We start from the raw sequence: 13,804 nt of genomic DNA on the forward strand, positions 1-13,804 counted from the left end.
GAAAAACGCCCATCTTCCAATCAATTTCTTTTCATTAGAACGCCAGTCTGGTTATAAAAATGTTCTGAAGTTTAGTCATAAGCGTGAAGGGTGAATAAAGTAACTGGGTGCCGTTTCCTTGGCGTTGATTAAAGTTATTTAAGCTGCTAAGGATACACTTAGAACGATAGACACTTTAGACACTTTTATTTTTTTTCGCATACTTAACCATTATGGAAACTAACGCCAAGATTTACGTCGCTGGCCATAATGGCCTTGTGGGTAGTGCTATTGTCCGTGCTCTCAAAGATCGGGGCTATACAAATTTATTGCTTAAGAGTAGTAAGGAGCTGGATCTTTGCCGACAGGCTGATGTTGAAGCTTTTTTTGAAGCGACTAAACCAGATTATGTCTTTCTGGCGGCGGCGAAGGTCGGTGGTATCCATGCGAATAACACCTATCGTGCCTCGTTTCTCTACGATAACCTGATGATTGAGGCCAATGTTATCCATAGTGCCTATAAAACGGGTGTCAAAAAGCTATTATTCCTGGGCTCTTCCTGTATTTATCCCAAGCTAGCGCCCCAGCCCATGCGCGAAGAGTCTCTGCTCACGGGTTTTCTGGAGCCCACCAATGAGCCCTATGCGATCGCAAAAATTGCCGGTCTCAAGCTGTGTGAAAACTACTGCCGTCAGTACGGCGTCAACTTTATCTCCGCCATGCCCACTAACCTGTATGGCATCAACGATAATTTTGACCTGGCCAACTCCCATGTCCTACCGGCCCTGATGCGCAAGTTCCATGAAGCCAAGCTCGCCAACCAACCCACGGCAGATGTGTGGGGCAGCGGTACCCCCCTACGGGAATTTCTCTATGTGGATGATCTGGCCGATGGCCTGTTATTCATGATGGACAATTATGAGGGCATTGAGTTTGTCAACATTGGTAGCAGCAAGGAAATTTCCATTAAAGAGCTGGCCCTAACCATCAAGGATGTAGTGGGCTACGGCGGCGAAATTGTCTTTGATAGCAGCAAACCCGATGGCACGCCCCGTAAGCTCATGGACCCCTCTAAGCTTACTGACCTGGGCTGGCAGGCCCAAACCTCTCTACAGGAGGGCATTGCCAAAACCTACGACTGGTTCCAGCTGCACTATGAATCCCTACGGGGCGTAGGCGCATAGGCAAGGGCGCTACAGCTGATATGGTATCTACTTGTCAGACGCTGACAGATTGACTACCATCGTGGCTCAGCAACGCCACAAATCACTATGGTGCAGCGCCTAGCGCATCGCTATCACATCGATAAACCTATGGGTCAAGGCGGCTTTGGTACAGTCTTCTTGGCCCACGATGAGCAGTTGCCCGGCCATCCTATCTGTGTGGTTAAACAGCTCAATCCCATCCACACGGATGCCCTTGAGGTTGCTAAGCGGCTATTTAACCTGGAGGCTGAAACCCTTTATCGGCTGGGGGAACATCCCCAAATACCAAGATTACTCGCCCACATAGAAGAAGCGGGCGAACTTTACCTGGTACAAGAATATATTCCAGGGCAGTCCCTGGCGGACGAATTTGCCCTTGGCCCCATGGCAGTGGAGCAGGTGATCCAGGATCTGCAAGGCCTGCTGACGGTATTGGCTGCCGTCCATAGCCAGCGGGTCATTCACCGCGATATTAAACCTAGCAATATTTTGCGACGGCAGGAGCCGGATCAACCTGCAGGTCCGCTAGTGCTGATTGACTTTGGTGCGGTCAAAGCACTGCAAGCATCACCCAACCCAGACTTGACCGTTGCCATTGGTTCTTTGGGCTATATGGCTCCAGAGCAGCAAGCGGCCCATCCTTGCTTTGGCAGTGATTTATACGGCCTGGGGATGGTGATGCTCCAGGCGCTATCTGGGCGGCATCCTATGGGCTTTGGCACCCCTGCCACCTGTGCCCGTGTGGGGGTCAGTGTCCCCCAGGAGCTGGCCCAGTTTATCGACCGGTTGGTGCATTTGGACCATCGTGAACGGTATGGGACTGCGGGGGAAGCGCTACAGGTGTTTCAAACGCTATTTGATGGGCTAGAAACATCGGAGGTAGCGTCTGGGTCTGGGCCGACAGTGTTGCCGACGAGCCCTTTGCCAGGAAAGGAGGCATTAGGTGAAGGCACGTTGGGTTTCTTGGGGGCAACCCAACCTACGTCGCTTTCTCATCGTTCGGTGGAGGGCACGTCTAACTTCGCTCTCGCCAATTCGTACTCCCAACAAACCCATCGGAATCGTCAGGCTCTACTCAATAAGGTGCGCCGTTTCTGGATTGAGGGTGTTCTGGATCGCTCTCTCCACGGTCAAGTTTTGTTGAATTTAGGGTTAGAAGAACGACCCGATGCGATCTCACTTCCCTGGCAAATTACCTACGCTACTCCTGGCCAGTCGCCCCAACCGTTGCCAGCAGGTACCCAGGTCAGCCATGTTTTTGATGCCATTGGCGAAGGTCGCACTCTCTTAATTTTGGGTGAACCAGGAGCTGGCAAAACCACCACACTGCTGAGTTTGGCCCGCAAGTTGCTCGATCGGGCTGAAGAGCAACAGCGGTTACCGGTGATCTTCAATCTCTCGTCATGGCGCAGTGGCGCAATTGCTCCATGGCTGGTTAAAGAACTCAACAGCAAATATCAGGTACCTCAGGCCATTGGTCGGCGCTGGGTAGATCAACAACAGTTGTTATTGCTGTTAGATGGCCTGGATGAAGTGGCACCTGACCGTCGCACCGCCTGTATCGAGGCTTTAAACCAATTCCATCGAGACTATGGTCCTGAAATGGTGGTTTGTTGTCGCATTCGTGACTATGAGCAACTACCCCAAAAGCTGGAATTTCAGGCCGCTCTTTACCTGCGCTCCCTCACCGATAAACAGATTTTAGCGTATCTAAATCGTCCTGAGCAGGGGTTAACTGGCTTAAAATCTCTTTTAGAACAAAATGCCGCTGTTCAAGATGCCACAACGTCTCTAATGGAGTTGGCCCGTTCGCCACTGATTTTGAATATTATGGTGCTCACCTATCAGGGGGTATCATCTGATGAGATTCTGCGATTGGGCCATAAGCCGCACCATGGAGATTATCAACATCAGTTGTTTGATGCCTACATTCAGCGGATGTTGACCCATCGCCCTGGGCACCCTCTCTACAGCACGGCCCAAATCCAGGGCTGGTTAACGTCTCTGGCACAGCGATTGGTGCTCACATCCCAAACTGTTCTTCTCATTGAACGGATTCAACCCGATTGGCTGGCCCCAAAGCTGAGACGTTGTTATGTGGCTGGACTGTGGTGTAGCTTTTTTGCGATCGCCACTCTCCTGGGTGCTCAGGTGCTCGCTTGGGACAGACTACTGTTGGCCGTTGGCTTAGGTAGCCTGATTTGTAGCCGCATCTTTGGTGTTTATCGCATCACCCCTGCTGAGACATTGCGCTGGTCCTGGCGACAAGCTCGCAATAACTTATTGCTGGGGCTGAGTTTAGGCCCCTTAATTGGCTGGAGTCTCAAAGTGGGCTTCGGGTTTATATTTGGCGATAGCGCTTGCCTTCGTAATGGCACCTGTTTCGCCAACCATAGCTTGATCGGTCTGGCTTTTGGGGCCACCCTGGGGCTTACCTTTGGCCTGATTCGTGGCTTCAGCGGCAAACGCATCGGCAATACCAGTCGTCCCAATGATGGTATGTGGCAATCAGCCCGTAATTCCACCTTATTTGCCCTGATATCCATGGTTACGCTGTACGTACCTGGTGTTCTAATTGGCAATACCAAAGCTTCATTTTGGGCTGCGACCGGTTTGGCTTTTGGCTTTGCTGCGGGTGGCGGTGAAGCCTTGATCAAACATACCCTGCTCCGAATAATTCTGACACTGAGTGGCACGACTCCCTGGAACTACCGTAAGTTCCTGGATTACGCTGCTGATAGCATTTTTCTCCAAAAAGTGGGGGGTGGGTATATATTTATGCATCGACTCTTGCTTGAGCATTTTGCCTCTTTTGGAGAAGAGAATACCTAGTTGTCTGCGGCCTCAAGGGAACTCAAAACTCAGAACTGTCAAAAAAAGGTGAACTTTACCACCTTTCCTGAAAATCGAACAAAATACTGATATGGTGATAAAGTGTGTGATCTGATACAGTTTATCTTTTAATGTCCTATGTATACAACTGCATTTTTGATGATAGCTGCATTAATCATTGTTATTGTTGTTGTTGCTATTATTGGAGCTAAGTTTAGCTGAATATTTTAACTACAGGGATCAACACATTGTTGATGTACATTACATTGATGTTGTCTCTAATAAATATTCAAAATTTGGAATTTGAGACAATATTTTAATGTCGGAAGCACATACATTCTGGACAAGGGCAATGCTACGCTCTCGTTGCTCACTAGGGGGTAACGCCTTCAGGATATTGACAACAATCTCTAATTTGGTGGCTGCCTCCTTCATGTGTTGCCGTATATTGGTCAGCAATTCTACCTGATTGCCACTAAGACCTTCACGGAATAGCTGAATCTCTTGTTGCAACTTTAACAATTGAGCTTGTGAAGCAGCCTGCTTTTGCAAACGACTTTTAATGGCAGTTAACACATCTGAACGGGTAAAGGGCTTGGTCAAATAATCATCTGCCCCCAGCACCATCCCCTGACGCACATCTCCTTTGTTTGCCAGGGCGGTCAGAAAAATGAAGGGAGTTGCTATGGTTTTAGGTTCCTGACGCAGGGCCCGTAGCACGTCATAGCCATCAAGTTCAGGCATCATGACATCACAGATAATTAAATCTGGCAAATGCTCAAAGGCTCCTAGTAAACCGGTCATGCCATTGTCTGCTCCAACAACATTGTAGCCTTCTAATGTCAGTAATTCTAAAAGGTTTGAACGAATTTCTACTTCGTCTTCGATTACTAAAATTTTAATCATTACGTTTTCTCGGGTAGACCTAATATGTTCGACTGATGGATAGATAAATACAGGGTCCTAGGCATTCATTAGGTTGCCCGAGAATGTGGTTGGGTTACTCAGAGAAATCACAGGCAGCGTAATCACGAACGTCGTGCCTTGACCAACGGTGCTGTCAAAGGTGATCTGTCCATGGTGCAATTCTACGGATTTTTGGATGATGGCCAACCCCAGACCGGTCCCTGAAATTGTGCCAACGTTAGGCCCCCGGACAAATGATTCAAAGAGTGTCGGACGCGCTGCTTCTGGAATACCAATGCCGTGGTCTTGCACCGATAGGGTCAGATCATGGTCTGTGGTCTCCAGGGTAACCAGAATTTCACCACCGCTAGGGGAGTAATTGATGGCATTACTCAACAAATTAGTCAGAATATGGCGCATGAGTTTACGGTCAATGTGATGGGATGTGTTGGGCAGGTGCGATCGCAACACCAAACTGTGGCGATCCGTCGTAATTTGCAATTCTTCAATAATTTCCTGACAAAACTCACTAAGCACCAGCGGCTGCGGATTAAACTCCATCCGACCAGCCTCCACTTTGTTGATTAATAGCACATCATTTAATAGCTCAGTCATATGGGTGGCAGCTGTTTGAATTTTTTGTAAATACTGATGTTGCTTGGTAATCTCCCACTGTTCACCATAATATTTCAATAGTTCTGCCGATGACAAAATTGTTGTCAGAGGTGTGCGAAACTCATGGGATGTCATCGACACAAATCGGGTTTTCATCTCATTGAGTTCTCGTTCTCGCTCCAGGGTGTGGCGAATTTCTGTTTCAATCTGTTTTCGCTTCGTAATGTCACGAATAATTGCCATGACTTCTTGCGGGGAGCTGTTAACAATACGTGCCTCGAAATCACGATTTTCACTGTCAAGGGCTAGCTGAAACTCCAGTACCTCAATTTCTTCAGTTGCTAATGCCCGAGTAATGCATTGCTGCATAGCTGCGGCCACCGGCTGGGGCAGCACATCAGCTAAATGATGCTTTAAGCAAGCACTGGGAGAAAAGGGCAACGTATGGTGTTTGGGTTCACTAAAGTTCACAATCTGACCCTTGTCGCTAATGCGAAACATGGGATCTGGAATGGCATTGAGTAAGGCTCGATTAGTGGCATAGCTGGCCTGTAGAGCTTTTTGTTCTTGTTTTAGATGCTCAGCGGTTGCCCATAGCTGGCTGGTACGCTCCTTGACCTGAGCTTCTAAGCCATCGTGGAGTGCTTGAAGCTCAGCTTCGGCCCGTTTACGCTCAGTAATATCAACTAAATAACAGCGAATTAGATCGCTCTGGGGAATATAGTGAAATGCCTGTTCAAAGATCCGATCGCCGACCGCTATATGGCGGACAAATTGTTGTTTTTCCTCGGCCTGAACGGCATCAATCACTCCCTCTAAAATCGGATGGCTGAGTTTGGCCAAACTAATGGTAGGAAACTGGCTAACGGCAGCCGGGTTGAGGTACGTCAACTCCCCTGTTAGAGCAAGCTCAATAATTGGATGGGAGAACAGTTGAGGAAACGACGCCAGGCGAGCAATAACAGCATCTTGGGGGCGATCTGATTCAGCCATGAGCGATGAATCCACAGGGGCGGCAATGAGTGTGGCCATATACTTTTCTGCTTCATCACTGCCTGAGAGCAGCCACTGCACATCCTCACTATCAGCAGCCGTGTGGTACCGCACCTTCACATTGGCCCCAAATACAATTTCATCACCGTGGCGCAGATTACGAGAATCGCAGCGTCGGCCATTGATAAACAAACCGTTAGTGCTAGGTTTTCCCTGTAAATTGCCATCAATAATCTGAAACCCGTAGTCATCTTCACCAGGATGGGGCACCCGTAATAAAATGGCATGCTGACGCGAGACTTCTTTAGAATGGAGAACAATTGAGTTGCTGACATCGCGACCAATGGATCCAGAATCAGCATATAAATTGACGGCACGCTTTCCCTGGTCGTCTTCGATAATTAAAAGATGTTGCATACCCACAGACTGGTTTTGTTCAGATCACAATAGTTGGCCAAGCATTGGCTTGCCATCAGATTGCCCGATTCTGCAAAGGTAAAAACATGGTACTCCTGTCTAGAACATTTCCCCAACGCTAGGTTTGATGAATGATATACACGCCCTTCTCGAAAATTTATGTATGCATCAAAACCATTTTGAAACCAATCTTACCAATGCGAAACACACCATTAAAACATGGCAGCTTGAGGGAGTTTTGCTGGAATGGTATCACTTGGTGCCCGGACCCGCTGGCCCAATTCCCAAACATTGTCATCCAGAGTATCAACTGGGGTTTAGTCAGGATACCAACGGAGGGTACTTCTATCGAGGCGGGGGACATCCGGTACCGATGGGGCACTTTAGTCTCCTGCATTCGGGGGAGGTACATGCCACCACTCGTAAACGGACCTGGCTCGAACAATATCGTACCTATTGGATGCTTTACATTCATCCTGATCGGTTGTCTGAGGTTTTTACGGCCTTATCAGGGTCTTCTACTGGCTTACCTTTTTTTGATAACCCAGTCATTTACGATCGCACCTTAGCCACCCAATTTTTGCAGTTTTTTGGCACCTTTCAACAACAGACCAGCACCCTTGAACGCACGACCCTACTATCGATATGTCTCAATCAGCTGATCCAACGGCATGCAGAACAACGCGTTGTACCCCAGACACCTAAGCGAGATCGCCACCGTGTTCAGCAAGTGCAGGACTATCTGATGGCCCATCTAACTGAAAATGTATCGCTTGATCAACTGGCCCAGCTGGTTGGGCTCAGTCCTTACCACCTGCACCATATCTTTCAGCAAGAGGTGGGTATGGCCCCACATCAATATCAGATCCAGGCTCGGGTTAACCGCGCGAAACAGTTGCTACACCAAGGCTTGTCACTCAGGCAAGTGGCCGAAGATGCTGGTTTTTCCGATCAAAGTCACCTGACACGGCAGTTCAAGCGATTTTTGCAGGTGACGCCAGGCCGCTATTTGCGACAAAAATGATCAAAAACCGCAAGAATGTTCAAGACTTCGATGTTAGGGTTTGATATTCTTCGATATTGTGTGGGTCAGAGCTAAGCCTTTCTGTTTGAGCACGATGCCAAGCTCTTGGCTCAACCACTCGCATCATTTATTGCAATTATGGAAGAATCTTCTATACATGATCGAGAACGCTTAGTACCTTGAGTTGGTAATGACTTAGATGGAAAATGACCTGACTCAGTTTTGAGTGATAGTCAAAAATCTAGCCAAATTTATATTTCTTTTCTTGTAATAAAAACTTGGTAACACTGCACACTTACTGGTTACAGTCAGGGACGTAACCTATGTATTGAGGGATTCCTCCACAGTTGCTTCAGATCTGCTAACGTTACTTTAGGTTGTTTAAGATCCTTTAATTGTCTAATTGTCGAAAATTGTCGAAGAAAGTGTTTTTTGCATTCACAACAAAATTATTGCAATTTTATCCACCCTTTCAGAGCAAAGACAGTCATGGAAACACAATCTGCGATTACACCAACCGCATCGTCTGGTCTTGGCCGTAACCGCCATCAAGGATGGCTCTGGTTATTAGTAGGATTTCTAGGACTGGCGGGTGGATGGTTTTTATGGAGCCGATTTCAGCAGGATGTAGTACCTGGCGCGATCGCAGCCCAATCCACCACTGTTGAAACCGAAACAGCGCGCTCTGCCCCCGTAAAAGAATTCTCAGAATTTGTTGGCGCGCTGGAAGCTCAGGAACGGGTAATGCTGCGGCCTGAAGTCGAGGGCCGTATTACTCAAATACTGGTGGTGGCAGGTGATCGGGTGTCAGCGGGGACGCCGATTTTGCAGCTCAGCCCAGACCGTCCCGCAGCGGTTGTCAGTGGAGCTATTGCTGACATTGAAGTGGCTCGCGCCTCACGCAGTGCAGCCCAGGCAGAAATTTTAGAGGCAGAAGCGGATCGGGATAGTGCTATCGCTGAACGGGCGTTGCAGGACACTGAATATCAGCGTACACAATCTTTAGTAGATGCGGGAGCTCTGGCGCAGCAGTCGTTGGACCAGGTGGCGCGAAATCGGGATGTTGCGATCGCAGCCCTAGCAGCAGCCGAGCGTCGTATTCAAACTGCCCGTGCCAACCTGGCAGAAGCCCGTGCCTCTTTAAGTCGAGCAGAATCCAATGCTGCTGTTGCCACTGAAGACCTATCCGACTATCAGGTTGTCGCCCCCATCAATGGAGTTGTTGGTGACTTACCCGTCAAAGTCGGTGACTACGTCAACATCGGACAGATGATCACAACCCTGACCAGCAATCAAACTATGGATCTGCGTCTCTCGATTCCGGTAGAACGTAGCAACGAACTGCGAGCAGGTTTACCCGTAGAACTTCGTACCCAGGAAGGTTTAGACCCCTTAGTAACAGGGCGCATCAGCTTTGTCGCCGAGCGGGTGGAAGCAGGAGCCCAGTCCATCCTAGCTAAGGCAAGTTTCCCTAACCCCGATGGACAACTGCGGGATGAACAGTTTGTTCGCGCCAATGTTATCTGGGACGAATCTCCCGGCGTTATGGTGCCCACCACCGCCATCTCCCGTGTCGGTGGCCAAAGCTTTGTATTCGTGATGGAGTCGGCCACAGAAGGTGATAGCGAATTTGTTGCCGTTCAACGCCCGGTCCAGCTTGGCACCATAGATAACAATCGCTATCACATCATCAGCGGTGTAGACACAGGAGAAACCATTATCACCGCCGGCATTTTACGCCTATCCGACGGCGCACCCGTCACTGCGGACAACTCCACCTCAGCCAACTAATAGGCACTTAGCCTGAAGCCCCCGTTCACAATTCAAAACTCTCCCCCACTCCCCATGACCTCCCCCAACTCCCAACAGGATCCCTCCCAAACCACCCCCGTTGACAGCTCACCCAGTCCAGAACTCCTCGCCATTCAGAAAATGATGGGTGAGATCTCAGCGCTGCGTGAAGAAATCAGTCAGCTATCCCAGCTACCCCAACAGGTGCGCCAGATCGAACGTCGCTTAATGGTGGTGGGCGATCTCTACCGATACGAAACCCTGCACGAACAGCTATCCAATCAGGAATGGTTTGCTGCTGACAAAGAAACTGTTCGGCTGATTGCCGATATCGCTGGTGTCTCCGACTTAGAAGACCTCAGCCCCCGCGAAATTCGTAGCTTCTCCTGTGGTGAGCTGCAAGTAATTGACCGTCTATGGTCCACCTACAGCGAGGGACACTTTGGCTTTAGTGTGCAGCTGCAAATTTACCAGGAGTTAGGCGGTAGCCTGGAAAGCACCATTGGTGAAGACCTGCAGCTTACCCAGCGATGGGGTGCTGCTTTGGGCTGGCGTGAAGGCGTTAGTGAACAAACTCCTACCGGGAATCGCTGGCGCAAATGTGATGAATTGGATTTTTCTCTCAACGCACCTAAGGGGTGCCATCCATCTCGCTGGTGGAATTCTCCCTACGGGTCTCGGATGACAAATTACTTTCTCAATCGTTTAATTACCTGCGATATGTAGAAGAAAATTTCGGCATAGTGGGGCAGGCACAAGGCACAGCCCCTACAAGATTTTCCCCCTTCTCCCCCTCTTCCCCCCTCCCCTGATCGCCCCATGTTTGTCGAAACTTTTATTCGCCGCCCTGTGCTCACCATGGTGCTCTCTATCATCATTTTTATGGTGGGGGCCATCGTGATTCCGACGCTGCCTGTGGAACAGTATCCTGACATTAGTCCGGTGCAGGTGGTTGTCAGCGCTAACTACATTGGTGCCAGCTCCGAAGTGGTGGAAGAAACCGTAACCACCACACTGGAGCGTGAGATTAACGGCGTTAGCGGTATGCGCTATATGAACTCCACCAGCAGTGATGATGGCACGAGTTCAATTACCATCACATTTCGTCAGGGCTACGACCTCGATATTGCAGCTGTCGACGTTCTCAATCGGGTTTCCATTGTCACCCCCCAGCTACCTCAGGAAGTACAGCGGACCGGGGTTACGGTGCGTAAACAATCCAGCAGCGTGGTAGTGGGGATGGCCATCTACAGCGAAGAGGAAGGTCTTTACGACGACAACTTTATTAGTAACTACGCTGATCTCTACGTGCTAGATGCCCTACGACGAATTCCAGGTGTGGCTCAGATACAGCCGTTTGGTGAACGGCGCTATGCTATGCGACTGTGGCTTGACCCAGCTAGGATGGCGGCTCGTGATATTACCACCGAAGATGTGGTGGATGTTATTCAAGAACAAAACCTGCAGGTGGGGGCAGGCAGTATTGGTCAACCGCCGACGGAAGATGGCCTCAGCTATCAGCTAACCCTGCGCACCCAGGGTCGTTTAGAAGAGGTGAGCGAGTTTGAAAACTTGGTCATCAAAACTGAAGATGATGGCAATCTAGTCTATTTTCGCGATATTGGTCGAGCCGAGCTAGGGGCAGAAAGCTACAACACGTTTGCCCGCTATCGACAGCAGGGGGCGATTGGCTATCAGATTGTACAAACACCCGGCACCAATGCTCTAGAAGCTGCCAATGCGGTTAAAGCCACCATGGCTGATCTGGCAGAAGACTTTCCACCAGGGTTGAGCTATGCAGTCCCCTACGACCCTTCGTTATTTGTAGTGGAATCTAGAAAAGAGGTCGTCAGTACCCTGCTTCAGGCAATTATTTTGGTGGTGCTGGTACTGTTTTTGTTTCTTCAAAACTGGCGCGCCACCATTGTTCCTGCGGTGGTGATTCCGGTGGCCTTAATCGGCACCTTTGCCTTTATTAAAGTGTTTAATTTCTCCATCAACAGTCTCACCCTGTTTGGTTTAATTCTGGCGACAGGGATGGTGGTGGACGATGCCATCGTTGTAGTAGAAGACATTGCTGGCAAAATCCAGGATAAGGGTATGCGGCCCCACCTGGCTGCGATTGAAGCCATGCGTGAGCTGACAGGGGCGGTGATTGCCACCTCGCTAGTGCTGTTAGCTGTATTTATTCCAGTGGCCTTTTTTCCGGGGACGACAGGACAGCTTTATCGCCAATTTGCTCTAACCATTGCTTTTGCTGTTACTATTTCCACGTTTAATGCTCTGAGTTTGACCCCTGCCCTATCGGCGCTGTTAATTCGTTCAGGGCAACAGCCTGGTGGTTGGCTGGGGCGATTTTTTGGTTGGGTAAATAGCGGTATTGATGCTATGCGTCGTGGCTATCAAGTGAGTTTGGGACGCCTCACTCGCCTAAAAACAACAGTGCTGATTTTGTTTGTTGCCGCCCTGGGTGTGGCAGCCTGGCTTTATACCTCAGTACCGACAGCGTTTTTGCCAGAGGAAGACCAGGGTTATTTAATTAGCCTGGTGCAGGGACCCGAAGGCTCTTCGGTAGACTACACCAGTGACATCATTGAACAGGTAGATCAAACGTATCTTGGTATTCCTGAAGTGGAGGGTACCTTCTCCTTAGGCGGGTTTGGTTTTAGCGGTAATATTCCCAACAACGGTGTGATTTTTTCTCCCCTGATTCCCTGGGGTGAGCGCCCGAGGGAAGGGCAATCGGCTCAGGCTGTACTGGGTCAGGTGTGGCCACAGTTTGGTCAGATTAAGGAAGCCAATGTGATTGCCTTTAATCCCCCGACTATTCAGGGATTAGGCAGCATTAGCGGTTTTGTCTTTCAGCTACAGGACCAGGGCAATAACGATCTGCAAACATTTATGCAGGCTAAGGATGAACTTGTGGCAGCAGCCAATGCAGCTCCAGAATTGCAGAATGTTTTTACTACCTACACGGCCAATGCACCGCAGTTAGATGTGGATATTGACCGCAGTTTGGCAAAAGCGATGCAGGTGAATATTGATGAGATTCTCAATACGTTACAGGGCTTTTTGGGGTCGCGCTATGTTAACGATTTCAATGCCTTTGGCCGGACTTATCGGGTTTACATGCAGGCCGATGCCCAGTTTCGTTCGAATCCTAGCGATATTGGCAATCTCTATGTGAGGTCTGAGACTGGGGAGATGATCCCTCTGGATACTTTGGTGACTATTTCACCCACTACGGGACCCCAAACCATCAATCATTACAATCTGTTTCGTTCTATTGAAATCAATGGTTCGCCAGCAGCAGGCTACAGTTCTGGACAAGCGATCGCAGCTATGGAACGCATCGCCAGTGAAATCCTGCCCACATCCATGGGGTTTGAATGGTCCGGTATCTCTTTAGAAGAACTAGAATCCGGTGGCCAGGCTCCGATTATCTTTGGTTTGGGCATTATTTTTGTTTTCTTGGTGCTGGCGGCCCAATATGAGAACTTTATTGACCCAGTGATTATTTTGTTGGCGGTACCACTGGCCATGTTGGGTGCACTGCTGGCGATTTCTATGCGGGGATTGCCAAACGATGTCTATTGCCAGGTGGGTCTGGTAATGCTAATTGGTTTAGCCAGTAAAAACGCAATTCTGATTGTGGAATTTGCTAATCAGCTAAGAGATGAAGGTTTGTCCATTGTACGTGCAGCTGTAGAAGCTGCTCAGCAACGGTTGCGACCCATTATCATGACTGCCATTTCCACCCTGTTGGGGATTTTTCCTCTAGTCATTGCCACAGGAGCCGGATCCGCTAGTCGTCAATCTCTAGGCACTGCTGTTTTTGGTGGCATGATCGTCTCCACAGTGTTGAGCCTGTTTGTTGTGCCAGTGCTCTATATCGTCATTGTCAGTTTCTTTTGCCGGTTTAAGGATAACTGTCGTGACCTATCACCGATGCCACCAGAGGTTTCTACAGAAGCGACACCTGAGATGGCACTTGCGGCTCGCAAATAAACACACAATCGGCAGATGTTTGTCTATCGTTGAG

General features: G+C 49.2%; 8 protein-coding genes. 6 read left to right on the forward strand and 2 right to left on the reverse strand.

All coding sequences use genetic code 11. The annotated features are described in order from the left end of the window. The first annotated feature begins 212 nt into the window (after positions 1-212). Complete coding sequence (gene fcl / locus QGP82_RS14500) at positions 213-1,163, forward strand: GDP-L-fucose synthase (RefSeq protein WP_499059855.1); 951 nt, start codon at positions 213-215, stop codon at positions 1,161-1,163. Positions 1,164-1,250: 87 nt separating this feature from the next. Continuing rightward, positions 1,251-4,016, forward strand: a complete 2,766-nt coding sequence (locus tag QGP82_RS14505) for a protein kinase domain-containing protein (RefSeq protein ID WP_499059857.1) — start codon at positions 1,251-1,253, stop codon at positions 4,014-4,016. 261 nt (positions 4,017-4,277) lie between these two features. Here QGP82_RS14505 and QGP82_RS14510 read toward each other — a convergent pair whose 3' ends face one another. Together QGP82_RS14510 and QGP82_RS14515 are read right to left on the reverse strand one after the other, a co-directional pair. After that, positions 4,278-4,922, reverse strand: a complete 645-nt coding sequence (locus QGP82_RS14510) for a response regulator transcription factor (protein ID WP_499059858.1) — start codon at positions 4,920-4,922, stop codon at positions 4,278-4,280. 57 nt (positions 4,923-4,979) lie between these two features. After that, positions 4,980-6,947 (reverse strand): ATP-binding protein, encoded by a 1,968-nt coding sequence (locus tag QGP82_RS14515; protein ID WP_499059860.1) that lies wholly within the window; start codon positions 6,945-6,947, stop codon positions 4,980-4,982. Positions 6,948-7,110: 163 nt separating this feature from the next. Here QGP82_RS14515 and QGP82_RS14520 point away from each other — a divergent pair, with 163 nt between their 5' ends. The 4 genes from QGP82_RS14520 to QGP82_RS14535 all read left to right on the forward strand — a co-directional run bounded on the left by QGP82_RS14520 (position 7,111) and on the right by QGP82_RS14535 (position 13,770). Next, a complete protein-coding gene (locus QGP82_RS14520; RefSeq protein WP_499059863.1) occupies positions 7,111-7,971 on the forward strand; it encodes an AraC family transcriptional regulator in 861 nt (286 codons plus the stop codon). Between the two features lie 489 nt (positions 7,972-8,460). Next, positions 8,461-9,762 carry an efflux RND transporter periplasmic adaptor subunit gene (locus QGP82_RS14525; protein WP_499059864.1) on the forward strand — a complete coding sequence of 434 codons (1,302 nt, stop codon included), beginning with the start codon at positions 8,461-8,463 and terminating at the stop codon, positions 9,760-9,762. A gap of 54 nt (positions 9,763-9,816) precedes the next feature. Then, entirely contained in the window at positions 9,817-10,488 is a 672-nt protein-coding gene (locus tag QGP82_RS14530) for a GUN4 domain-containing protein (protein WP_163668554.1), read from the forward strand. Between the two features lie 93 nt (positions 10,489-10,581). Then, complete coding sequence (locus QGP82_RS14535; RefSeq protein WP_163702679.1) at positions 10,582-13,770, forward strand: efflux RND transporter permease subunit; 3,189 nt, start codon at positions 10,582-10,584, stop codon at positions 13,768-13,770. Positions 13,771-13,804 lie beyond the last annotated feature (34 nt).

Origin of the sequence: Leptothoe sp. LEGE 181152, assembly GCF_032906605.1 — a bacterium.
GTDB lineage: Bacteria > Cyanobacteriota > Cyanobacteriia > Phormidesmidales > Phormidesmidaceae > Leptothoe > Leptothoe turfae.

What these genes read in the sequence shown, in the direction of transcription:
- fcl (WP_499059855.1), top strand. Translation starts at nt 213, where the DNA reads ATGGAAACTAACGCCAAGATTTACGTCGCTGGCCATAATGGCCTTGTG.
- QGP82_RS14505 (WP_499059857.1), top strand. Translation starts at nt 1,251, where the DNA reads ATGGTGCAGCGCCTAGCGCATCGCTATCACATCGATAAACCTATGGGT.
- QGP82_RS14510 (WP_499059858.1), bottom strand. Translation starts at nt 4,922, where the DNA reads ATGATTAAAATTTTAGTAATCGAAGACGAAGTAGAAATTCGTTCAAAC.
- QGP82_RS14515 (WP_499059860.1), bottom strand. Translation starts at nt 6,947, where the DNA reads ATGCAACATCTTTTAATTATCGAAGACGACCAGGGAAAGCGTGCCGTC.
- QGP82_RS14520 (WP_499059863.1), top strand. Translation starts at nt 7,111, where the DNA reads ATGCATCAAAACCATTTTGAAACCAATCTTACCAATGCGAAACACACC.
- QGP82_RS14525 (WP_499059864.1), top strand. Translation starts at nt 8,461, where the DNA reads ATGGAAACACAATCTGCGATTACACCAACCGCATCGTCTGGTCTTGGC.
- QGP82_RS14530 (WP_163668554.1), top strand. Translation starts at nt 9,817, where the DNA reads ATGACCTCCCCCAACTCCCAACAGGATCCCTCCCAAACCACCCCCGTT.
- QGP82_RS14535 (WP_163702679.1), top strand. Translation starts at nt 10,582, where the DNA reads ATGTTTGTCGAAACTTTTATTCGCCGCCCTGTGCTCACCATGGTGCTC.